The 22248-nt window shown below is 69.2% G+C and carries 16 protein-coding genes; 10 read left to right on the forward strand and 6 right to left on the reverse strand.

The window, feature by feature from the left end:
- Positions 1 to 14: 14 nt before the first annotated feature.
- The 5 genes from ACQF4J_RS39935 to ACQF4J_RS39955 form a co-directional block, all read right to left on the reverse strand.
- Complete coding sequence (locus tag ACQF4J_RS39935; RefSeq protein ID WP_427168006.1) at positions 15 to 884, reverse strand: carbohydrate ABC transporter permease; 870 nt, start codon at positions 882 to 884, stop codon at positions 15 to 17.
- The gene (locus ACQF4J_RS39940; protein WP_351564361.1) at positions 881 to 1849 is read right to left on the reverse strand and encodes a carbohydrate ABC transporter permease; all 969 of its coding nucleotides are present in this window, start codon (positions 1847 to 1849) and stop codon (positions 881 to 883) included. Before ACQF4J_RS39940 ends, ACQF4J_RS39935 begins: the two co-directional genes overlap by 4 nt.
- Before the next feature lie 20 nt (positions 1850 to 1869).
- On the reverse strand, positions 1870 to 3135 hold the full coding sequence (locus tag ACQF4J_RS39945; protein WP_351564359.1) for an ABC transporter substrate-binding protein: 1266 nt from the start codon (positions 3133 to 3135) through the stop codon (positions 1870 to 1872).
- A 248-nt stretch (positions 3136 to 3383) separates the two neighbouring features.
- Positions 3384 to 5228: a glycoside hydrolase gene (locus ACQF4J_RS39950; RefSeq protein ID WP_427168008.1), complete on the reverse strand. Its 1845-nt coding sequence runs from the start codon at positions 5226 to 5228 to the stop codon at positions 3384 to 3386.
- Between the two features lie 11 nt (positions 5229 to 5239).
- Complete coding sequence (locus tag ACQF4J_RS39955; protein WP_351564356.1) at positions 5240 to 6484, reverse strand: ROK family transcriptional regulator; 1245 nt, start codon at positions 6482 to 6484, stop codon at positions 5240 to 5242.
- 317 nt (positions 6485 to 6801) lie between these two features.
- Here ACQF4J_RS39955 and betA point away from each other — a divergent pair, with 317 nt between their 5' ends.
- Both betA and ACQF4J_RS39965 read left to right on the forward strand, forming a co-directional pair.
- The gene (gene betA / locus ACQF4J_RS39960) at positions 6802 to 8472 is read left to right on the forward strand and encodes a choline dehydrogenase (RefSeq protein WP_351564354.1); all 1671 of its coding nucleotides are present in this window, start codon (positions 6802 to 6804) and stop codon (positions 8470 to 8472) included.
- 3 nt (positions 8473 to 8475) lie between these two features.
- Positions 8476 to 9312: a 5,10-methylenetetrahydrofolate reductase gene (locus tag ACQF4J_RS39965; protein WP_427168009.1), complete on the forward strand. Its 837-nt coding sequence runs from the start codon at positions 8476 to 8478 to the stop codon at positions 9310 to 9312.
- A 102-nt stretch (positions 9313 to 9414) separates the two neighbouring features.
- Here ACQF4J_RS39965 and purU read toward each other — a convergent pair whose 3' ends face one another.
- On the reverse strand, positions 9415 to 10296 hold the full coding sequence (purU, locus tag ACQF4J_RS39970; protein ID WP_351564350.1) for a formyltetrahydrofolate deformylase: 882 nt from the start codon (positions 10294 to 10296) through the stop codon (positions 9415 to 9417).
- A 217-nt stretch (positions 10297 to 10513) separates the two neighbouring features.
- On the opposite strand from purU, the gene ACQF4J_RS39975 reads away from it, so the two are divergent.
- The 8 genes from ACQF4J_RS39975 to ACQF4J_RS40010 all read left to right on the forward strand — a co-directional run bounded on the left by ACQF4J_RS39975 (position 10514) and on the right by ACQF4J_RS40010 (position 22245).
- Positions 10514 to 11983 (forward strand): aldehyde dehydrogenase family protein, encoded by a 1470-nt coding sequence (locus ACQF4J_RS39975; protein ID WP_351564348.1) that lies wholly within the window; start codon positions 10514 to 10516, stop codon positions 11981 to 11983.
- 20 nt (positions 11984 to 12003) lie between these two features.
- Positions 12004 to 13092: a quaternary amine ABC transporter ATP-binding protein gene (locus ACQF4J_RS39980; RefSeq protein WP_351805500.1), complete on the forward strand. Its 1089-nt coding sequence runs from the start codon at positions 12004 to 12006 to the stop codon at positions 13090 to 13092.
- A complete protein-coding gene (locus tag ACQF4J_RS39985; RefSeq protein ID WP_351564424.1) occupies positions 13092 to 15104 on the forward strand; it encodes an ABC transporter permease in 2013 nt (670 codons plus the stop codon). The genes ACQF4J_RS39980 and ACQF4J_RS39985 overlap by 1 nt, the downstream gene beginning before the upstream one ends.
- A gap of 13 nt (positions 15105 to 15117) precedes the next feature.
- On the forward strand, positions 15118 to 16086 hold the full coding sequence (locus ACQF4J_RS39990; RefSeq protein WP_351564344.1) for an ABC transporter substrate-binding protein: 969 nt from the start codon (positions 15118 to 15120) through the stop codon (positions 16084 to 16086).
- Positions 16087 to 16301: 215 nt separating this feature from the next.
- A complete protein-coding gene (locus tag ACQF4J_RS39995; protein WP_427168010.1) occupies positions 16302 to 18740 on the forward strand; it encodes a GcvT family protein in 2439 nt (812 codons plus the stop codon).
- 132 nt (positions 18741 to 18872) lie between these two features.
- Positions 18873 to 19733, forward strand: coding sequence for a bifunctional methylenetetrahydrofolate dehydrogenase/methenyltetrahydrofolate cyclohydrolase (locus ACQF4J_RS40000; RefSeq protein ID WP_351564340.1), 861 nt, complete (start codon positions 18873 to 18875; stop codon positions 19731 to 19733).
- Positions 19730 to 21016: a serine hydroxymethyltransferase gene (gene glyA / locus ACQF4J_RS40005; RefSeq protein ID WP_351564338.1), complete on the forward strand. Its 1287-nt coding sequence runs from the start codon at positions 19730 to 19732 to the stop codon at positions 21014 to 21016. Before ACQF4J_RS40000 ends, glyA begins: the two co-directional genes overlap by 4 nt.
- The gene (locus ACQF4J_RS40010) at positions 21013 to 22245 is read left to right on the forward strand and encodes a sarcosine oxidase subunit beta family protein (protein WP_351564336.1); all 1233 of its coding nucleotides are present in this window, start codon (positions 21013 to 21015) and stop codon (positions 22243 to 22245) included. The genes glyA and ACQF4J_RS40010 overlap by 4 nt, the downstream gene beginning before the upstream one ends.
- Positions 22246 to 22248 lie beyond the last annotated feature (3 nt).

Consider the following 22248-nt stretch of genomic DNA (forward strand, 5'->3'; position numbering starts at 1 on the left):
GTGAGTGGAGGGCGTCAGCCCTTGATACCAGTCTGCGCGATTCCCTGGACCAGCCAGCGCTGGAGGAAGAGGAACACGAAGATCAGGGGCAGGATGGAGATGGCGGTGGCCATGAAGATCAGATGGAAGTTGACGGTCTGGTTGGTCATGAAGGAGGACAGCGCGATCTGGACCGTCCAGGAACTCGGGTCCTGTCCGATGACCAGGGGCCACAGGAAGGAGTTCCAGGCGCTGATGAAGGTGATCGTGGCGATGGCCGCGAAGAAGTTCAGCGAGTTGGGTACGACGATCCGCCAGTACGCGCCCCAGTAGCCGAGCCCGTCCACGCGTGCCGCCTCCTCCAGCTCCTTGGGGAATCCCAGGAAGTACTGCCGGAAAAGGAAGCAGGTGAAACCACTGAACAGGCCCGGAATGATCAGACCGCGGTAGGTGTCCACCCAGCCGAGGGACGAGACCAGCACGAAGCTGGGCACGAAGGTGACGGCCGTGGGGACCATCAGGGTCGCGAGGACCGCGTAGAAGACCTTGTTGGCGTGCTTGTACGGGATGCGGGCCAGGCCGTAGCCGGCCAGGGAGCAGACCACAAGGGTGCCGAGAGTGGTCGACACGGCGACGACCAGCGAGTTCACCATGGAGCGGCCGAACTCGACCGTGGGGTCGTCGAACAGTTCGGAGATGTTGGCCCACTGGAAGGAGGGCAGCAGCTTCCAGTTCTCGCCCGTGATCTCCGGGTCCGTGGAGAGGGCGTTGCGGACGATCAGGTAGAACGGGACCAGGAAGAGCAGGGCCGCGACGCAGACGGAGACGTACAGTCCCGTGTTGCCGAGGACGCCCCGGGCCTTCTTGTGCTGCTTGCCGACCTGATGAGGTGCGGTGGTGGTCACTTGGACTCATCCCCCCTTCCGAAGCCCATGAACTTGCCCTGGACCAGGGTGACGAGGCAGATGAGCAGCGACAGGACGACCGCGCCCGCGCTGCCGGCGCCGTAGTCCTGGTTGGTGCCGAGGGCTGCCTTGTAGAGCTCCATGAGCGGTGTCTGCGCCCAGGTCGCCTTGGTGCCGATGATGTTGAAGAACTCGTCGAAGGCCTGGTACGCGGCGATGAGCAGCAGCAGGATCACCGCGGTCGAGGTGGCCCGCAGCTGGGGCAGCGTGATGTACCGGAAGGTCTGCCAGCCCTTCTTGGCGCCGTCGATGGCGGCGGCCTCGTACAGCTCGGCCGGGATGTTCTGCAGCGCCGCCAGGAAGAGGATCATGTAGAACCCGGACTGGATCCACAGGCGCAGGGTCACGATGACCAGCCAGTACCAGGGCGGGGTCGGGTCCGCCAGATAGGCGATGTTGTCGACGCCGAACCAGCCGAGGACGGTGTTCATCAGACCGAAGCGGACGCCGCTGAAGATGGACATCTTCCAGATCAGCGCGGCGGCGACATAGGAGACGGCGGTCGGCAGGAAGAACACCGAGCGGAAGAAGGCCCGCATGAACCGCAGCCGGTTCACCAGCAGCGCCAGACCCAGCGACAGCGCCCAGGTCGTCGGCACGATGAAGGCGGCGAACACGCTGAACGTCAGCAACGAGTCGGGGAAGTTGCTGTTGGTCAGGATCTGCTTGTAGTTGTCGAAGCCGATGAAGTTGCTCGGCGTGACGGTGTACCGCGCGTCGAAGAAGCTGAGCCAGACGCTCCAGACGATCGGCACGAAGACGAAGATCACCAGGCCGATGAGGAAGGGCCCGGTGAAGAGCCAGAAGTTGAGCGTCGGGTTGCCCCGCAGGCCCCGCCGCGGCCGGGCCTGGGAGGCCTTGGCCGGGGCGGGCTGGGCGACCCCGCGTGTGGTGGTGGTCGACATGTCGTTGTCTTCCCGGCGGCCTATCCGAACAGCTTCTTGAGCTCGACGTCGACCTTCTTGTCGCAGGCGTCGAGCGCCGCCTCCGGGTTGCCGTTCTTGCGGACGGAGGACGCGATCACGTCGTTGAACGCGGTGATCATCACCTGGTCGAAGCCGATGTTGTCGAAGTGGCCGTAGTCGGTGAAGAGCTTGACCGCCTCGGCGGGCAGGCCCGACTTGAGCTTGGTGGCGGACTGGGCTGTCGAGGTGCGCGGCGGGATGTGGAAGCCGTAGGACAGCGCCCAGTCCTCCTGGTACTTCTTCTGGTCGATCCACAGCCACTTGACGTATTCCTTGGCGGCGTCGACGTTCTTGCTCTTGGCGTTGACGAAGATCGACCAGCCGCCGTTGTAGACCGACAGCTTGCCGGCGCTGCCGATCTTCGGGAACGGGAAGATGCCGAGGTCGTCGCCGAGCGCCTTCTGCATGGCCGGCATGGACCACATGCCGCCCCACTGGATGGCGCACAGGCCCTGGTTGAGCGCGGAGGGATCCCAGAAGTCGGTCGGGGCGTCCAGCAGCACGTGGCCGCTGGTGAACAGGGTGCGCAGCTTCTTCAGGCCCTCGACGACGCCGTCCGTGTGGTAGCCGATCTTGTTGTTCGCGTCGAGGGTCTGGGCGCCGGCCGAGAAGATCAGGTTGTTCTGGATCGCGGTGAAGTCGTTGCCGAGGAAGACGCCCTTGACCTTGCTGGTGGTGAGCTTGGCGGCGGCCTCGAGGAGCTCGTCGAGCGTGGTCGGGACGTCGACCTTGGCCTTCTCCAGCATCGACTTGCGGTAGTAGAAGAACTGCGGGTCGTCGATCATCCGGATGCCGTAGATCTTGCCGTCGACCGTGTGCGACTTGATGTCGTTCGGGTTGAAGTCGTCCTTGACCGGGTCGATGAGGTCGCTGAGGTCGGCCACCTGACCGCTCTTGACCATCTGCAGCTGCGGGTGGAACTCGAAGACGTCCGGGGCCTGCTTGGTGAGCAGCGACGAGAAGAGCTTCGCCTCGAAGTTGTTGCCCGTGATCCAGTTGGTGCTCACGCCGGCCTTCTTGTACGCCGCCGCGTACCGCTTGATGGCCTGCTCGGTACCCGCCTCGCCGTAGGCGTGGAAGTACTGCACGAGCTGGGTGCCGGACCCACCGCTCCCGCCGCGCCCGTTGTTGCTGCCGCACGCGGCGAGGGTGCCGGCGGCGGCCATGCCCGCGGCGGCCCGGAAGAGGGACCGGCGGGAGAAGTTGTCGTTGCTCAATGCCGACATGCTGACGTCCTTGTCTCGAGTGCGGCTGCGGCTCTGCGGCTCAGCGCCCGGTGGCTCGAATCTGATTGCAGGGCCGGACGCTAAGCTTTCGAGCAGGGCTTAGGCAAGGGGTTGGACGAAGTCTGCGCGAAACGTTGTCTGTCGTTCGGCATGCCGAACGCGGGTACTTTCCATGGGAGTTGAGATAAGTGAGGGCCGCCCGGCCATGGGTGGCCGGCGGCCCTCGAAAAACAGCGAGCGCTACCGGGTCACTGCCGGGACCAGGCCTCGTTGCCGCCGCCGTTGCAGCTGTAGAGGATCACCTTGCTGCCTTCGGCGGTCGCCTGCCCGCTGACGTCCAGGCACTTGCCGGACGCCTCGCTGAGAATCTGGCCGTTGGCGTTGAGCAGCCAGCGCTGGGTCGCGTCACCGGTGAAGTCGGCGGTCGTCGTCAGTCCCGAACTCCCGGCCGTCAGATAGCCGTTCACGCCCTTCAGGGCGCCCTTGGCGTCGTACGACCAGGACTGCTCCGCGCCGCCGGTGCAGGTGCTGATGGCGGCTCCCGAGGTGCCCGCGGTCAGGCACTTGCCGGACTGTTTGCCCTGCCAGGCGCCCGTGACGGCCGTACTGCCGTGGCCGCGCCGGTCGAGGACGTACGTCGTGACGGAGCGCGCGGCCAGGTTCGCCGTGACCGTGCCGCCGCTCACCGACGGCTTGTCCACCTTCGCCCAGTCCTCGGTCGCCGAGGTCCGCACGGCCTGCGTGGCCCGTACCGGAACCTTGCTGTTGAAGTGCAGACTCAGCGGGGTGTCGGTGGTGTTGTGGTTGTTGACCACGACCACCCACGTGCCGTCGCGGTCGTACGCGGAGACCTCGACGCCGTCCGGCGCTCCGGTCACGTTGTGCGCGACCGAGCCGGGCCGGACGAACTTGCTGTACTGGCCGAGCGCGTAGTACCGCTTGGTGAAGTACAGGGTCTGGTTGCCGTTCGTCGCGTAGTCGGGGTCGTAGTAGACAAGGCCGTCGTTCCAGCCGGTGTCGTTCTTCGTGTACGGGTCGCTGCCGTAGCCGCTCGCCAGCGCCACCCACCACTGGAAGGCCGAGTCGTGGGCGCTCGCGAAGTCCTTGTAGATGATCCGCGACATCAGCAGGGCGTTGTCGATGGACGGGTCGTACTCCTGGTTCCAGCCCGTCGAGCCCTTGCCGAAACAGCAGATCTCGGTGGCCCAGGACTTCTGGCCGACGGTCCTCGACGTCTCGTAGACGTTGGCGAGCTGCCCGTCGTTCGGATTGTTGTACGTGTGGTGGGCGAGCGCCGACACGTACTGCTGCGTACCCGGCTGCGAGATCCACTGCGGCAGCTCGGAGACGAACTGGGTGGTCTGGCTGGACTCGTCGGCGATGATCGACGTCTGCTGCTTGCGGGCCCGCTGCTCGGCGCCCAACGCCCGCACGATGTCGTCGCGTTGGTCGACCGTGACCTTCATGCCCTCCTGGCCGCACGAACCGAAGTCGTTGTCCGGCTCGTTGAAGGGGCTGATGTGGTCCAGTTTCGCGCCCTGGCGGGCGAAGTGGTCGGTGACGTCGGCGACGTACTTGGCGTAGTCGCCCTCGTTCTCGGCCTTCAACTGCCCGCCGCAGCTCTGCCCGTTCGTCGTCCACTGCGCGGGTGCGCTGTTGACGAACCCGATCAGGTCCTTGACGCCGTATGCCGAGGCGTACGAGAGGAAGGTCCGGCCGCCCTTGTCCCTGCTCCAGTCGTAGGAGCCGTCGGGGTTCAGGAAGTCCTCGGCGGCGCGGGCCGGGGTGGTGACCGCGACTCCGCCGCCGCCGATGTTGTAGCGGTAGGAGGAAAGGGCCAGGCCCTGCTTCGAGAACAGCAGCTTCGCCACCCGGGCCTGCACCTCGGGCCTGAAGTGCTGCAGGTCGTTGACCCACCAGGCGCCCGACGCTCCGATGTCGTCGATGGTCTGGGCGGCATGGGGGGAGACCTCGGCCGCCGTGGGGGTGGCGGCCGAGGCGGCCGGGGCGGATATCAGGGGGCCGGTGACGGCGAGCGCGGCAGCGGCCGTCAGCAGGAGCGGTCTCCTGCGGTGGGGGTGAGTCACGTGCATCCCTTCCGTCGTCATGAAGGTGGTGCGGTACGGCTCCTTGCGGGGGTGGTGCGCTTGCCCGTCCTCTGGCTCACCGACTGCAGGGCCCCTTCGAGCGCGAACGTGGCCGCGCCCAGGCACACCGGGTCGGTGGGGATGGGGGAGAGGACGATCTCGGTGGCGGCCATCGGCCGCTTCAGCGCGTGCCGCCCCACGGCGGCGCGCACCTCGTCCAGCAGCGGCTCCGCCAGCTTCTTGGCGACCCAGCTGCTCAGGACGACCACTTCGGGGTTGAACAGGTTCACCAGGTCGGCGATGCCCGCGCCGAGGTAACGGGCCGTGTCCCGGACCACCTTGACGGCCACCGGGTTGTGCACGGCGACCGAGGCGGCGAGCGCGTCGATCGTGGCGGTCTGGTCCTCGGGGTGCAACAGCGTGCTGCGCGGACTGAGTTCGCGCAGGTTCAGCATGATCCCGGGGGCCCCGACGTACGTCTCCACGCAGCCGTGGTTGCCGCAGTGGCACAGCCGGCCGTCCAGCACGATCGTGTTGTGGCCCCACTCGCCGGCGCTGTTGCTCACGCCTCGGTGCAGCGCGCCGTCCAGGATCAGGCCGGCGCCCACGCCGGTGCCGAGGTTGACCACCACGGCGTCCCGGCGTCCGCGCGCGGCCCCGAACCACAGCTCGGCCACCGCGCAGGCGCGCAACGGGTTGTCCAGATAGAGGGGATAGGCGATGACCTCGGAGAGCAGGTCGAGCAGTGGTACGTCGTGCCAGTCCCAGTTCGGCGCGTACTCCGAGATGCCCGTGGCGCGGTCCACCTGGCCGGGCACGCTCACGCCGACGCCCAGCACCCGGGCGCCCTCCACGCCGGCCTGGGTGACGACGGCGCCGACGGCCGCGGCGACATGGCCGACGACCTGCTCGGGCCGGTTCTCGCCGGGCCGCATCTCCTCCATGGCGCGGGCCAGGACGTTCAGTCCCAGGTCGAAGAGTTCGACGCGGACGTACGTCTCCGCGATGTCGACGCCGATCAGCGCGCCCCCCGACGCGTTGACGGCCACCAGGCCCCGGGGGCGGCCGCCCGCCGAGTCCTCGAAGCCGACCTCGGTGATCATCCGCAGGTCGAGGAGTTCGCCGACGAGCGTGGCGACCGTGGCCAGGCTCAGGCCCGTGGCGGCCGCGAGCTCCTGCCGGGAGGTGGGAGACTCGGCGATGATCTGGCGCAGCACCTCATAGCGGTTCGCGGTACGGATGTCACGCGATGTGCGCTTCACTGGAGTCTTCACTGACGTTCGTCCCCATCCCTTCCCAGGCCAGTCCCGGCCGGGTCGGCAGCGACACCAGCACCGGCGCGGCGCAAGGCTATGGCCTGCGAGGGACTTTCGACAAGGGATTGGGAAAGGGTTGAAAAACCCGGACCTGCCGTCTTGGCTGTCGTGGCCGTAAGCATAAGCCCCCGGTGGGGCGGTGCCGGTGCGGGTGACCGTGTCGTGATCCGGGGCGTCAAGTTGCGTGGGCCGCAACCTAGTGCGTATAGCGATACCGGTATTAGCATGCGTCGCGTATCTACGGCGCGAGGAGACGAGGCACCATGGCTCCCCTGCAATACGACTTCGTCATCGTCGGCGGCGGTTCGGCCGGCAGTGCACTGGCCAACCGGCTCTCCGCGGACCCGGCGAACAAGGTGCTGGTCCTGGAGGCGGGCCGGTCCGACTACCCGTGGGACGTCTTCATCCAGATGCCCGCGGCACTGACGTATCCCATCGGCAGCCGTTTCTACGACTGGAAGTACGAGTCGGAGCCCGAGCCCCACATGGGTGGCCGCCGCATCTACCACGCCCGCGGCAAGGTGCTGGGCGGCTCCAGCAGCATCAACGGCATGATCTTCCAGCGCGGCAACCCCCTGGACTACGAGCGCTGGGCCGCCGACCCCGGGATGGAGACGTGGGACTACGCCCACTGTCTGCCCTACTTCCGGCGGATGGAGAACTGTCTCGCCGCCGACCCGGACGACGAGTTCCGCGGCCACGACGGCCCCCTCGTCCTGGAGCGCGGCCCCGCCACCAACCCGCTGTTCACCGCCTTCCAGAAGGCCACCGAGGAAGCCGGCTACGCGCCCACGGACGACGTCAACGGCTACCGGCAGGAGGGCTTCGCCAAGTTCGACCGCAACGTCCACCGCGGCCGTCGCCTCTCGGCCTCCAAGGCCTACCTCAAGCCCGTCATGAAGCGCCCCAACCTCACCGTCACCACCCGCGCCCTCGTCACCCGCGTCCTGTTCGAGGGCAAGCGGGCCGTCGGCGTCGAGTACCGGCGCGGCAAGGGCGCCCTCCAGCAGGTCCGCGCCAAAGAGGTCATCCTGTGCGGCGGCGCGATCAACTCCCCGCAGCTCCTGCAGCTCTCCGGCGTCGGCAACGCCGAGGAGTTGAGCGCGCTCGGCATCGACGTCGTGCACGACCTGCCGGGCGTCGGCGAGAACATGCAGGACCACCTGGAGGTGTACGTCCAGTACGGCTGCAAGCAGCCGGTCTCCATGCAGCCGTACATGGCGAAGTGGCGCGCGCCCTTCATCGGCCTGCAGTGGCTGTTCCGGAAGGGGCCCGCCGCCACCAACCACTTCGAGGCCGGCGGCTTCGCCCGCAGCAACGACGACGTCGACTACCCCAACCTGATGTTCCACTTCCTGCCCGTCGCCGTCCGCTACGACGGCTCCTCGCCCTCCGGCGGCCACGGGTACCAGGTGCACGTGGGCCCCATGTACTCCGACGCCATCGGCTCGGTGAAGATCAAGAGCCGGGACCCGCGCGAGCACCCGGCGCTGCGCTTCAACTACCTCTCCACCGAGCAGGACCGCCGCGAGTGGGTCGAGGCCATCCGGGTCGCCCGCAGGATCCTCAACCAGCCCGCGATGGCCCCCTACAACGACGGGGAGATCTCGCCGGGGCCGAAGGTGGAGACCGACGAGGAGATCCTCGCCTGGGTCGCCAAGGAGGGCGAGACCGCCCTGCACCCGTCCTGCACGTGCAAGATGGGCACCGACGAGATGGCCGTGGTCGACCCGACCAGCATGCGGGTGCACGGGGTCGAGGGACTGCGCGTCGTCGACGCCTCCGTCATGCCGTACGTCACCAACGGAAACATCTACGCGCCCGTGATGATGGTCGCCGAGAAGGCCGCCGACCTGATCCTCGGCAACGAGCCCCTCGCCCCCTCCAAGGCCGCCTACTACCGCCACCGCGACGCCCAGAAGCAGGCCGGGTAGACCTTGGCCGGCGAAGCGCTGCGCGCGCTGCTGGAGCACGTCCGCTACGAGGTGCTGCCCGCGGCGGCGACGGAGGAGAAGGTCCTCGCGCATGTCCCGCGCGACGTCGTGGTCACGGTCACGGCGTCGCCGGTCAAGGGGCTGGAGCCGACCCTGGAGCTGACCGGGCGGCTCGCCGCGCACGGCTACCGCGTCGTCCCGCACGTGCCGGCGCGGCTGCTGCGGGACGACGTCCACGTCAAGGAGGTCGTCGCGCGCCTGCGCGAGGCGGGCGTGGACGACGTCTTCGTACCGGCGGGCGACGCCGATCCGCCCGCGGGGGCCTACGGCGGCGCCCTGCCGGTGCTGCAGAGGCTCGGCGAGCTGGGCGGGCCCTTCGCCCGGGTCGGCATCACGGGCTACCCCGAGAGCCATCCCCTCATCCACGACGACCTGACCATCCAGGCGATGTGGGACAAGCGCGCGCACGCCACGTACATCGTCAGCAACCTGTGCTTCGACGCGCGGGTGCTGGGGGAGTGGATCGCGCGCGTACGGCGCCGGGGGGTGACGCTGCCGCTGTACGTGGGCGTCGCCGGGCCCGTGCAGCGTGCCAAGCTGCTCGCCATGGCGACGAAGATCGGCGTGGGGGAGTCGACGCGGTTCCTGAGCAGGCACCCTTCGTGGTTCCTGCGGTTCGCCGCTCCCGGGGGCCACGCCCCGGAGCGCCTGCTGGAACGCGCCGAGGAGGCCCTGACCGCACCGTCGTCCGGTGTGGCGGGCCTGCACCTGTTCACCTTCAACCAGATCGCCGAGACGGAGCGCTGGCGCCGGGCGTGGCTGGAGCGGCTCGGCGGCTGACGCCGCGGCGGGGCCGGGAAGGACTTCTGTCCCTCCCGGCCCCGCCTCCGCATGCCCCCGAGCCGTGTGGTCGCCGTATACAGGGGACTGGCGCGGGTTCCCTCAGCGGAAGACGACCGTGCGGTTGCCGTCGACCATCACGCGGCTCTCGCTGTGCCACTTCACCGCGTGCGCCAGCACCTGCGCCTCCACGTCACGGCCGACCGTCACCAGTTCGCCTGGGTCGAGGGAGTGGTCGACGCGGACCACGTCCTGCTCGATGATCTGGCCCTCGTCCAGGTCGGGCGTGACGTAGTGCGCCGTCGCGCCGACGAGCTTCACACCGCGGGCGTAGGCCTGCTCGTAGGGGCGGGCGCCCTTGAAGCTCGGGAGGAAGGAGTGGTGGATGTTGATGGCGCGGCCGTCGAGCTGCTTGCACAGGTCGTCGGAGAGGATCTGCATGTACCGGGCCAGCACGACCAGGTCCACGTCCAGCTCGCGCACCAGCTCCATCAGGCGGGCCTCGGCCTCGGGCTTGGTGTCCCTGGTGACCGGGACGTGGTGGAAGGGGATGCCGTAGGTCTCGGCCAGCCCCTCGAAGTCCCGGTGGTTGGAGACGATCGCCGGGATCTCGATGTTCAGCGCCCCGGTGCGCCGGCGGAAGAGCAGGTCGTTGAGGCAGTGCCCGAACTTCGACACCATGATGAGCGTGCGGGTCGGGGTGGCGGCGTCCCGCATGGTCCAGGAGATGCGGTGGGCCTCGGCGACCGGGCCGAACCGGTAACGCAGGGTTTCCAGATCCGCGATTGGATCGGAAACATCGAAGTGGACCCTCATGAAGAAGCGGCCCTTGAGCCGGTCGTCGAACTGCTGGCTCTCCAGGATGTTGCCGGAGTTCCTGACGAGGAAGCCGCTCACGGCATGGACCAGTCCCGCACTGTCGGGACAGGAGAGGGTGAGGACGTACTCGCGGCCTGACTGCGGACGAGGGAACTTAGGGGACACGGCGGCCTCCGTCGGTGCGCATTGCACAACTCAGTGAGCGATACGCAACATAGTCCGGGCTGGCGGGACTCTCGGTCAAGAGAGAAGGGGCCTTTGGGCCCTTGCCGAATCGTCATCGGCGGACCCCTTGACGTATGTCCTCACATTCGCCAGGGTGTTCCACCACAAGCAATTGGGTGCACGATGCGCAACGCATTTCGGTTGAAGGGCTAGGCGCGTGGCAGACCTGTATGTGGACGGTGAATGGCGGGAGTCGGTGGCCGGTGGCCGCCGCGAGATCCGCTGTCCCGCTGACGGCACGCTCGCCGCGACCGTCTCCGAGGCGACACGCCCCGACACCGAGGCGGCGATCGCCGCGGCCCGCCGTGCCTTCGACGAGGGCCCCTGGCCGCGCACCCCGGAGCGCGAGCGCGGCGCCCTCCTGCTGCGTACCGCCGACATCCTGGAGCGGGACGCCAAGGAGTTCGCCCGCGCCGAGTCGCTGGACACCGGCAAGCGGCTGGTGGAGAGCGAGTACGACATCGCCGACGTCGTCTCCTGCTTCCGTCACTACGGCGGGCTCGCCGGCACGGACGCCGGACGTGTCATCGACACCGGACGCGACGACGCCGTCAGCCGCGTCGAGTACGAGCCGGTCGGGGTGTGCGGACTGATCACCCCCTGGAACTACCCTCTGCTGCAGGCGAGTTGGAAGGTCGCCCCGGCCCTCGTCGCCGGCAACACCTTCGTCCTCAAGCCCAGCGAGCTCACTCCCTCCACCTCCATCCTGCTGATGCGGGCCCTTGCGGAGGCGGGGCTGCCCGCGGGCGCCGGCAACCTCGTCCTGGGCGCCGGACCGGAGGCGGGCGCCCCGCTCTCCGAACACCCCGCGGTCGACATGGTCTCCTTCACCGGCGGACTGGAGACCGGCAAGCGGATCATGGCCACCGCCGCGGCGACCGTGAAGAAGGTCGCCCTCGAACTCGGCGGCAAGAACCCCAACGTGGTCTTCGCCGACGCCGACTTCGACGCGGCCGTCGACTTCGCCCTCACCGCCGTCTTCCTGCACTCCGGGCAGGTCTGCTCGGCCGGCGCCCGGCTGATCGTCGAGGACACGCTGCACGACCGGTTCGTCGACGAGGTCGTGCGCCGCGCCCGGCTGATCCGGCTCGGCGGACCCTTCGACCCCGACGCCGACACCGGCGCGCTGATCTCCGGCGGGCACCTGGCGAAGGTCGAGGCCTACGTCGCCGCCGGGCTCGCCGAGGGCGCCGTACTGCGCTGCGGCGGCGAGCGGCCCGACGACCCCGCCCTCGCGGGCGGCTTCTACTACCCGCCGACCGTCCTCGACGAGTGCCGGCAGGACATGCGGGTCGTGCACGAGGAGTCCTTCGGGCCCGTGCTGACCGTGGAGCGTTTCACCGGCGAGGACGATGCCGTCCGCATCGCCAACGACACCGAGTACGGACTCGCCGGAGCCGTCTGGACGCAGGACGGGGGCCGGGCCCAGCGGGTCGCCCGGCGGCTGCGCCACGGCACGGTGTGGATCAACGACTACCACCCCTATGTGCCGCAGGCGGAATGGGGTGGCTTCGGGCACTCGGGCACGGGCCGGGAGCTGGGACCTACCGGCCTCAACGAATACCGCGAGCCCAAACACATCTGGCAGAACATCCAACCTCGGCCGCAGCACTGGTTCCGCGGCTGAACGCCGAAATGAGGTCGAACGTGACCACCACACAGACCGAGGTGCCGCAGCGGCGCGGCGGGCCCCAGGACTCGGCCGGCACGCCGGTGATCTCCGTGCGCAAGCTGTGGAAGGTGTTCGGGCCGAAGGCCGAGAAGGTGCCGGAGTCCGAGGAGCTGTGCGGCCTCAGCCGCCGCGAGCTCATGGACCGTACCGGCTGCACGGCCGCCGTCCGGGACGTCGGCTTCGACGTCGCCCCCGGCGAGGTCTTCGTCGTCATGGGTCTGTCCGGCTCCGGCAAGTCCACCCTCGTGCGATGTCTGACCCGGCTGATCGAACCCACCTCGGGCGAGGTCGTCTTCGAGGGCGAGGACATCCGGGGCGCCGACGCGGCCCGGCTGCGCGAGCTGCGCCGCCGCAAGTTCTCCATGGTCTTCCAGCACTTCGGGCTGCTGCCCCACCGCCGGGTCGTCGACAACGTGGCCTTCGGCCTGGAGATCCGCGGCATGAGCAGGGCCGAGCGCACCCGGCGGGCCATGGAGGTCGTGGAACTGGTCGGACTCGCCGGATACGAGAACTCCTACCCCGACCAGCTCTCCGGCGGCATGCAGCAGCGCGTCGGCCTGGCGAGGGCGCTGGCCGGTGAACCGGACGTCCTCTTCTTCGACGAGCCGTTCTCCGCGCTCGACCCGCTGATCCGCCGCGACATGCAGAACGAGGTCATCCGCCTGCACCACGAGGTCGGCAAGACCATGGTGTTCATCACCCACGACCTGTCCGAGGCGCTCAAGCTGGGCGACCGCATCCTGATCATGCGCGACGGCAAGACGGTCCAGTGCGGCACCGGCGACGAACTGGTCGGCGCCCCCGCCGACGACTACGTCCGCGAGTTCGTCAAGGACGTACCGCGCGGTGAGGTCCTCACCCTGCGGTGGATCATGCGCCCGCCGGCCGACGGCGACGAACTGGACGGCCCCGAGCTCGGCCCGGACGTCGTCGTACGGGAGGCCACCCGGACGGTGCTGGCCGCCCAGAAGCCGGTCAAGGTCGTCGAGAACGGCAAGCTGCTCGGCATCGTCGGCGACGAGGAGATCCTCTCCGTGGTCGCCGGGCAGGAAGGCGGCGCATGATGGCCGTCACCATCGAGAAACCCGGCGAGAAGCCCGAGACGGCGGAGAAGGCGGTCCCCGCCGCTCCCGTCGAGAAGACCCGCAGGATCAGCCGGGCCATGGTGGTCGGCGCCGTCCTGGTCGTCTGGCTGGTGCTGTTCGCCGTGCTGCGCGGCAGGCAGACCCTGTCCCTGGCGGCGGCCGACCTCACCGGTCTGCACAAGTGGCTGAACGACCTCAACGACTCCATCGGCGCCAACCGCAACTCCAACCCGCTCTTCCTGTACTTCTTCAACGAGATCCGGCTGGTCATCGACAACCTGGTGACGTTCATCCAGCACCTGATCTCCCAGCCGTCCGGCGCCCGCCCGGTCCCGCAGATCGGCTGGCTCGGCGTGGTCGGCCTGGCCGGCTACGTCTCCTGGGCCGTCGGCAACTGGCGGGTGGCGCTGCTGGCGGTGGCGGGCTTCACCTTCTTCGGGCTGCAGGGCCTGTGGCAGGCGAGCATGGACACCCTCGCGCTCACTCTCTCCGCGGTGTTCGTGGCCCTGCTCTTCGCGATCCCGCTCGGCGTGTGCGCCGGTCTGTCCGACCGGTTCAACCGCGTCGTCACGCCCTTCCTCGACTTCATGCAGACGATGCCGACCTTCGTCTACCTGGCACCGCTGACCCTGTTCTTCCTGATCGGCGGCGCCTCCGCCACCATCGCCACCGTCATCTACGCGGCCCCGCCGACGATCCGCATCACCGCGCACGGCATCCGCAACGTGTCGAGGGCGACCGTCGAGGCGGCCGACTCGCTCGGCGCCACCCGCCGCCAGTCGCTGCTGAAGGTCCTGCTGCCGATGTCCAAGCGGACCGTGGTGATGGGCGTCAACCAGACCATCATGGCCGCTCTGGCCATGGTGACCATCGCGGCCCTCATCAACGCGCCGGGCCTCGGCGCGAACGTCATCCAGGCCCTGCAGTCGCTCGACGTGGGTACGGCCTTCAACGCGGGCCTCGCCATCGTCGTCATGGCGATCGTGCTGGACCGGGTCACCACCGCGGCCAGCGTCCGCGAGGAGGCCGCGCGCAACGCCAAGGACCGCTTCGCCAAGTGGCGCCGGCCGCTGCTGGGCGCCGGCGCGGCGCTCACGCTGGTTCTCGTCTACCTGTCGCACACCTACCTGTGGGCGGCCGACTTCCCCGGCGACGGCACCGTCGGCACCCACATCGCCAGCGCCGCCGACACCGCGACCAACTGGGCGCAGGACCACCTGTCGGGCCTGACCAACGCCCTCCGCGACGCCATCACCAACGGCCTGCTCAACCCGTTCCAGACCCTGCTCACCGACTCCCCGTGGTGGCTGGTGGGTGCGGTGCTGGTCGTGCTGGGCGTGGTGCTCGGCGGCTGGAAGGCCGGAGCCACGGCCGCGGTGTGCGTGGGCCTGCTGGTCGGCACCGGCTTGTGGTCGGACGCCATGACCACGCTGGCCTCGACGCTGGTGGCGACCGTGCTGGTGATGGTCCTCGGCATCGTCTTCGGGGTGTGGATGGGCCGCAGCGCGCTCGTGGACCGCATCATCCGGCCCAGCCTCGACGCGGCCCAGGTCATGCCGCCGTTCGTCTACCTCGTGCCGTTCCTCGCGCTCTTCGGCGCCACCCGCTTCACGGCGATCGTCGCCGCCGTCGTCTACGGCGCGCCCGTCGCCATGAAGATCATCGCGGACGGGATACGGGCCGTGCCGGAGACCACCGTGGAGGCGGCCACCTCCGCCGGGTGCAACACCTGGCAGATCATCACCAAGGTTCAACTGCCGATGTCACGCAGTGCCCTGACGCTCGCGACCAACCAGGGCCTGATCTACGTGCTGTCGATGGTTGTTGTGGGCGGCCTGGTAGGAGCGGGCGCCCTCGGCTACGACGTCGTGGCCGGATTCTCGCAGGGTGAGCTGTACGGCAAGGGGCTGGCGGCGGGACTCGCCATCGTACTGCTCGGAGTCATGTTCGACCGGATCACTCAGGCAGCGGCGCGACGCGCGAGCGCTTAAGGAGCAGGACACCATGGCAAGACACTGGCGAGCCGGCGCGGCCGGCCTGGCCGTCCTCGGCCTCACTCTCACCGCTTGCGGCGGTGCGAAGGTCGGCGACACCTCCTCGGGTTCCAACAGCGCGGGCAGCTCCGGCAAGTGCGGCAACTTCAACCTCGCGGTCAACCCCTGGGTGGGGTACGAGGCCGACGCAGCGGTCGTGGCCTACGTCGCCCAGCACAACCTCGGCTGCACCGTGAACAAGAAGAACCTCAAGGAGGAGATCGCCTGGCAGGGCTTCGGCACCGGTGAGGTCGACACCGTCCTGGAGAACTGGGGTCACGACGACCTGAAGAAGAAGTACATCACCGGGCAGAAGACCGCCCAGGAGGCCGGCCAGACCGGCAACAAGGGCATCATCGGCTGGTACGTGCCGCCGTGGCTGGCCAAGGCGCACCCCGACATCCTCGACTGGAAGAACCTCAACAAGTACGCCGCGCACTTCAAGACCTCCGAGTCGGGCGGCAAGGGCCAGCTCCTGGACGGCGACCCGTCCTACGTCACCAACGACGCGGCCCTGGTGAAGAACCTCAAGCTGAACTTCAAGGTGGTGTACGCGGGCAGCGAGACCGCGCTCATCCAGTCCTTCCGGGACGCCGAGAAGAACAAGAAGTGGGTCATCGGCTACTTCTACGAGCCGCAGTGGTTCCTCTCCGAGGTCCCGCTGAAGAAGGTGTCGCTGCCGAAGTACACGACCGGCTGTGACGCCGTCGCGGAGAAGATCGCCTGCGACTACCCCGTCTACAACCTGGACAAGATCGTCAGCGCGAAGTTCGCCAAGTCCGGCAGCCCCGCCTACAACCTGGTGAAGAACTTCAACTGGACGAACGACGACCAGAACACCGTCGCCAAGTACATCGCGCAGGACAAGATGACCGACGACGCGGCGGCGAAGAAGTGGGTCGACGCCAACAAGGACAAGGTGGACGCCTGGCTCAAGTAGGTCCGGCCCGGGGCCGGTCGAACCCGCCCGGCGGGCGGTGCGCACCCTTGCGTACCGCCCGCCGGGCATTGCCGTGTTCAGGGCGCGTTTCGCGCCGTTTTCCGACGTCACGGACCCCTTGACACCCCCATTCACGGAAGGCACGCTGAGTTGCGCAACCTGAATCACGTTGCGCAGAAAGCAACTGAACGGTTCTTGATTCCGGAGGTGCGGCGATGGCGGGACCCCGAGTGGTGATCATCGGAGCGGGCGTCGTGGGAGCGGCTCTCGCGGACGAGATCTCCGCACGAGGCTGGACCGAAGTGACCGTGGTCGACCAGGGCCCCCTCCCGGCCACCGGAGGATCCTCGTCGCACGCCCCCGGCCTGGTCTTCCAGACGAACTCGTCCAAGACCATGACCGAACTGGCCCGCTACACCGTCGAGAAGTTCTGCTCCCTCGACGTCGACGGCAAGCCCTGCTTCCTGCAGGTCGGCGGCCTCGAAGTGGCCACCACCCCCGAGCGCCTCACGGAACTGCGCCGCCGCCACGGCTGGATCACCGCCTGGGGCATCGAGTCCCGGCTGCTGACCCCCGACGAGTGCGTCGCGAAGCACCCGCTCGTCGACCGCGACAAGGTCCTCGGGGGCCTCCTCGTCCCCACCGACGGACTGGCCAAGGCCGTCCTCGCCGTCGAGGCCCAGATCCGCCGGGCCACCGAGCGCGGCGTCACCTTCCTCGCCCGCCACGAGGTCCTCGACGTGCTCCGGGCCGACGGCGAGGTCACCGGCGTCCGCACCGACCAGGGAGACCTGGAAGCCGACATCGTCGTGTGCTGCGCCGGCATCTGGGGCCCGAAGATCGCCCGCATGGCCGGCATGAACCTCCCGCTCACCCCGCTCGCCCACCAGCTCGCCTGGACCGGCCCGATCCCCGCCCTCGCCGGCCAGACCGAGGAGGCCGTCCGCCCCATCCTGCGCCACCAGGACGCCGACCTGTACTACCGCGACCGCTTCGACGGCATCGGCATCGGCTACTACGGCCACCGCCCCATGCCCATCACCGCCGACGAGATCCTCTCCGTCGACGAGGCCGACCAGATGCCCTCGGTCCTGAAGTTCACCGAGGAGGACTTCGCGCCCGCCTGGAGCGAGACGCAGAACCTGCTCCCCGCGACCCGGGAGGCCAAGGTCGAGGAGGGCATCAACGGCCTGTTCTCCTTCACCACCGACAACTTCCCGCTCCTGGGTGAGTCGCCGGAAGTCAAGGGCTTCTGGGTCGCCGAGGCCGTCTGGGTCACGCACTCCGCGGGCGTCGGCCGGGCGATGGCCGAATGGCTGGTGGACGGCCACTGCTCGTCCTTCGACCTGCACGAGTGCGACGTCAACCGCTTCGAACCGCACCAGCTGACCCCCGAGTACGTCCTGGCCCGCGACTGCCAGAACTTCGTCGAGGTCTACGACATCCTCCACCCCCTCCAGCCGTCCGGTGAGCCGCGCCCGATCCGCAAGAGCCCCTTCCACACCCGCCAGCAGGAGCACGGGGCGTTCTTCCTGGAGGCGAACGGCTGGGAGCGCCCGCAGTGGTACGAGGCCAACGCCCGCCTGGTCGAGGGCCGTTCCATCCCCACCCCCAACGACTGGGCCGCGCGGTACTGGTCGCCCATCGTCGGCGCCGAGGCCCAGGTCACCCGCGAGACGGTCGCCCTGTACGACATGACCGCCCTCAAGCGCCTGGAGGTCAGCGGCCCCGGCGCCGCCGACTTCCTGGAGCGCCTGGTCACCGGAAAGGTCGCCAAGTCCGTCGGCTCGGTCACCTACACCCTGCTGCTCGACCACGACGGCGGCATCCGCAGCGACATCACCGTCGCCCGCCTCGCCCGCGACCTCTTCCAGGTCGGCGCCAACGGCAACCTCGACCTCGACTGGTTCACCCGCCACCTGCCCGCCGACGGCACCGTCCAGGTCCGCGACATCACCCCCGGCACCTGCTGCATCGGCCTGTGGGGTCCCCTGGCCCGCAAGGTCCTGCAGCCGCTGACCGACGAGGACTTCTCCAACGACGGCCTGAAGTACTTCCGAGCCAAGCGCGCCCACATCGGCAGCGTCCCGGTGACCGCCATGCGGCTGTCGTACGTCGGCGAACTCGGCTGGGAGCTGTACACCACCGCCGACCTGGGCGAGAAGCTCTGGGACACGCTGTGGGCCGCGGCCGAGCCCCTCGGCGGCATCATCGCCGGCCGCGGCGCCTTCAACAGCCTGCGCCTGGAGAAGGGTTACCGCTCCTTCGGCACCGACATGACCTACGAGCACGACCCCTACGAGGCCGGCGTCGGCTTCGCGGTCAAGCCCGACAAGGAGGACTTCGTCGGCAAGGCGGCGCTGTCGCTCCGCAAGGAGAACGTGGGGCGCAGGCTGACCTGCCTCACCATCGACGATCCGCGGTCGGTCGTCCTCGGCAAGGAGCCCGTGTACGACGGGGAGCGGGCCGTCGGTTACGTCACCAGCGCGGCGTACGGCTACACGATCGGCAAGGGGATCGCTTACGCGTGGCTGCCGACGGAGGTGGCCGCGCCGGGAACGGTGCTGCACATCGGGTACTTCGACGAGCGCGTCGAGGCGGTCGTCGCCGAGGAGCCGTTGTTCGACCCGACGATGTCCCGGCTGCGTGGGTGAGTTCGTGGTGGGTCGTTGCTCGGCCGCGGGTTCGTCGTGGCTGGTCGCGCCCCGCGGCGGAGCCGCTGATCGACACAGCCCCGCGCCCCTGACGGGGCGTTCCAGCTCAGGCTTCTGGAAGGAGTACCGTCGGTGACCGCACAGGTGCTTGACGGCAAGGCCACCGCCTCCGATATCCGGCGTGAACTGGCCGATCGTGTGGCCAAGTTGACGGCCGCCGGTGGGCCGCCGCCCGGTCTCGGCACGGTTCTCGTCGGTGACGATCCCGGCAGTCGCGCCTACGTCGCCGGGAAGCACCGGGACTGCGCGCAGGTCGGTATCGCCTCCATCCGGCGGGACCTGCCCGCGGACGCCACCCAGCGGCAGGTCGAGGACGTCGTCGACGAACTCAACGCCGACCCCGCCTGCACCGGCTACATCGTCCAACTCCCGCTCCCCGGCCACCTGGACGCGAACGCCGTACTGGCCCGCATGGACCCGGCCAAGGACGCCGACGGACTGCACCCCGTCAACCTCGGCCGGCTCGTCCTGGGCACCGAGGCGCCGCTGCCCTGCACCCCGCGCGGCATCGTCGAACTGCTGCGCCGCCACGAGGTGCCGCTCGCCGGGGCGCGGGTCTGCGTGATCGGGCGCGGCATCACCGTCGGACGCCCCATCGGCCTGCTCCTGACCCGCCGCTCCGAGAACGCCACCGTCACCCTCTGCCACACCGGCACCAAGGGCCTGGCCTGGCACGTCCGCGAGGCGGACATCGTCGTCGCGGCCGCCGGGTCGCCCGGACTGATCACCAAGGACATGCTGCGCCCCGGCGCGGCCGTCCTGGACGTCGGTATCACCCGCACCGAACACGGGCTGGTCGGCGACGTGCACCCGGAGGCCGCCACGGTCGCCGGATGGGTCGCGCCGATGCCCGGAGGCGTGGGCCCCATGACCCGCGCGATGTTGCTCGCCAACGTCGTCGAGGCCGCCGAGAGGAACGCGAACGCCGTATGAACGCGCTCAACACCCCGCTGTCGGAGCTGGACCCCGAGGTCCACGCGGCCCTCGCCGCCGAGCTGCATCGCCAGCAGTCCACGCTGGAGATGATCGCCTCCGAGAACTTCGCGCCGACCGCCGTGATGGAGGCCCAGGGCTCGGTCGCCACCAACAAGTACGCCGAGGGCTACCCCGGCCGCCGCTACTACGGCGGCTGCGAACACGTCGACGTCACCGAGCGGTTGGCGATCGAGCGGGTCAAGTCCCTGTTCGGCGCCGGGTTCGCCAACGTCCAGCCGCATTCCGGCGCCCAGGCCAACACGGCCGTCTTCTTCGCCCTGTTGCAGCCCGGCGACACGATCCTGGGTCTCGACCTCGCGCACGGCGGCCACCTCACCCACGGCATGCGGATCAACTACAGCGGCAAGATGCTGAACGTCGTGCCCTACCACGTCTCCGAGAGAGACAACCTGGTCGACCTGGACGAGGTCGAGCGCCTCGCCAAGGAACACCGGCCCAAGATGATCATCGCGGGCTGGTCGGCGTACCCCAGGCAGCTGGACTTCGCGGCCTTCCGCCGGATCGCCGACGAGGTGGGCGCGCTGCTGATGGTCGACATGGCGCACTTCGCCGGCCTGGTCGCGGCCGGACTGCACCCCAACCCGGTGCCGCACGCCCACGTCACCACCACGACCACCCACAAGACCCTCGGCGGCCCGCGCGGCGGGGTCATCCTCACCAACGAGGCCGATCTCGCCAAGAAGATCAACTCGGCGGTGTTCCCCGGCATGCAGGGCGGCCCGCTGGAACACGTCATCGCCGCGAAGGCGGTCTCCTTCAAGGTCGCCGCCTCACCCGAGTTCGCCGAGCGCCAGGCCCGCACCCTGGCCGGCGCCCGCATCCTCGCCGAGCGCCTCACGCGGCCGGACGCGGCGGCCGCCGGCGTGCGGGTCCTGACCGGCGGCACGGACGTCCACCTGGTCCTGGTCGACCTGCGCGAGTCGGAACTGGACGGCCGCCGCGCCGAGGACCTGCTCCACGACATCGGCATCACCGTCAACCGCAACGCGGTCCCCTTCGACCCGCGCCCGCCCATGGTCACCTCCGGCCTGCGCATCGGCACCCCGGCCCTGGCCACCCGCGGCTTCACCGAGGACGACTTCGCCGAGGTCGCCGACGTCATCGCCCTCGCCCTCCAGCCGGAGCCGGACACCGCCGCCCTGCGCGCCCGCACGGCGGCGCTGGCCGCCCGGCACCCGCTCTACCCGCACCTTTCCGGACCCGCAGGAGACGCCCGATGAGCCCCAGCACCCCCGGCGCCGACCTCCCCGACCACCCGGACTTCCTCTGGCGCACACCCGAGCCGAAGCGGTCGTACGACGTCGTCGTCGTGGGCGGCGGCGGACACGGCCTCGCGACCGCCCACTACCTGGCGAAGAACCACGGCATCACCAACGTCGCCGTGCTGGAGAAGGGCTGGCTGGCGGGCGGCAACATGGCCCGCAACACCACGATCATCCGCTCCAACTACCTGTGGGACGAGAGCGCGGGCATCTACGAACACGCGCTGAAACTGTGGGAGGGGCTGGAGGAGGAGCTGGACTACCCCATTCTCTTCTCCCAGCGCGGGGTGCTGAACCTCGCCCACAGCCTCCAGGACGTCCGGGACAGCGTGCGCCGCGTCGAGGCGAACCGCCTCAACGGCGTCGACGCCGAATGGCTGGACGCCGAGCAGGTCCAAGAGGTCTGCCCGATCGTCAACATCTCGCCCGACGTGCGCTACCCGGTCCTCGGCGGCACCTACCAGCCCCGCGCCGGCATCGCCAAGCACGACTACGTGGCCTGGGGCTTCGCCCGGTCCGCCGACGCCGCGGGCATCGACATCATCCAGAACTGCGAGGTCACCGGCCTGGACGTGGTCGACGGCCGGGTGGTGGGAGTCCGCACCAGCCTGGGGCCGATCGCGGCGGGCAAGGTCGCGCTGTGCTCGGCCGGGCACACCTCGGTCCTCGCCGCCATGGCGGGCATCGAACTCCCGCTGCAGAGCCACCCGTTGCAGGCACTGGTGTCGGAACTGCTGGAGCCGGTGCACCCGACGGTGGTCATGTCGAACGCCGTCCACGTGTACGTCAGCCAGGCGCACAAGGGCGAGCTGGTGATGGGCGCGGGCATCGACGCCTACAACTCCTACACGCAGCGCGGCGCGTTCCACATCATCGAGGACCAGATGTCCGCGGCCCTGGAACTCTTCCCCGTCTTCGCCCGCGCCCACGTCCTGCGCACCTGGGGCGGCATCGTCGACGTCACCCCCGACGCCTCGCCCATCGTCGGCCTCAGCCCCGTCGACAACCTGTACCTCAACTGCGGCTGGGGCACCGGCGGTTTCAAGGCCACACCGGGCGTCGGCTGGGTCTACGCCCACACCATCGCCCACGACACCCCGCACCACCTCAACGCCCCCTTCTCGCTCGACCGTTTCACCACCGGCGCGCTCGTCGACGAGCACGGCGCGGCCGCGGTCGCCCACTAGGAC

The sequence above is a fragment of the Streptomyces sp. C1-1 genome, assembly GCF_050214755.1.
In the GTDB taxonomy this organism is placed as follows: domain Bacteria; phylum Actinomycetota; class Actinomycetes; order Streptomycetales; family Streptomycetaceae; genus Streptomyces.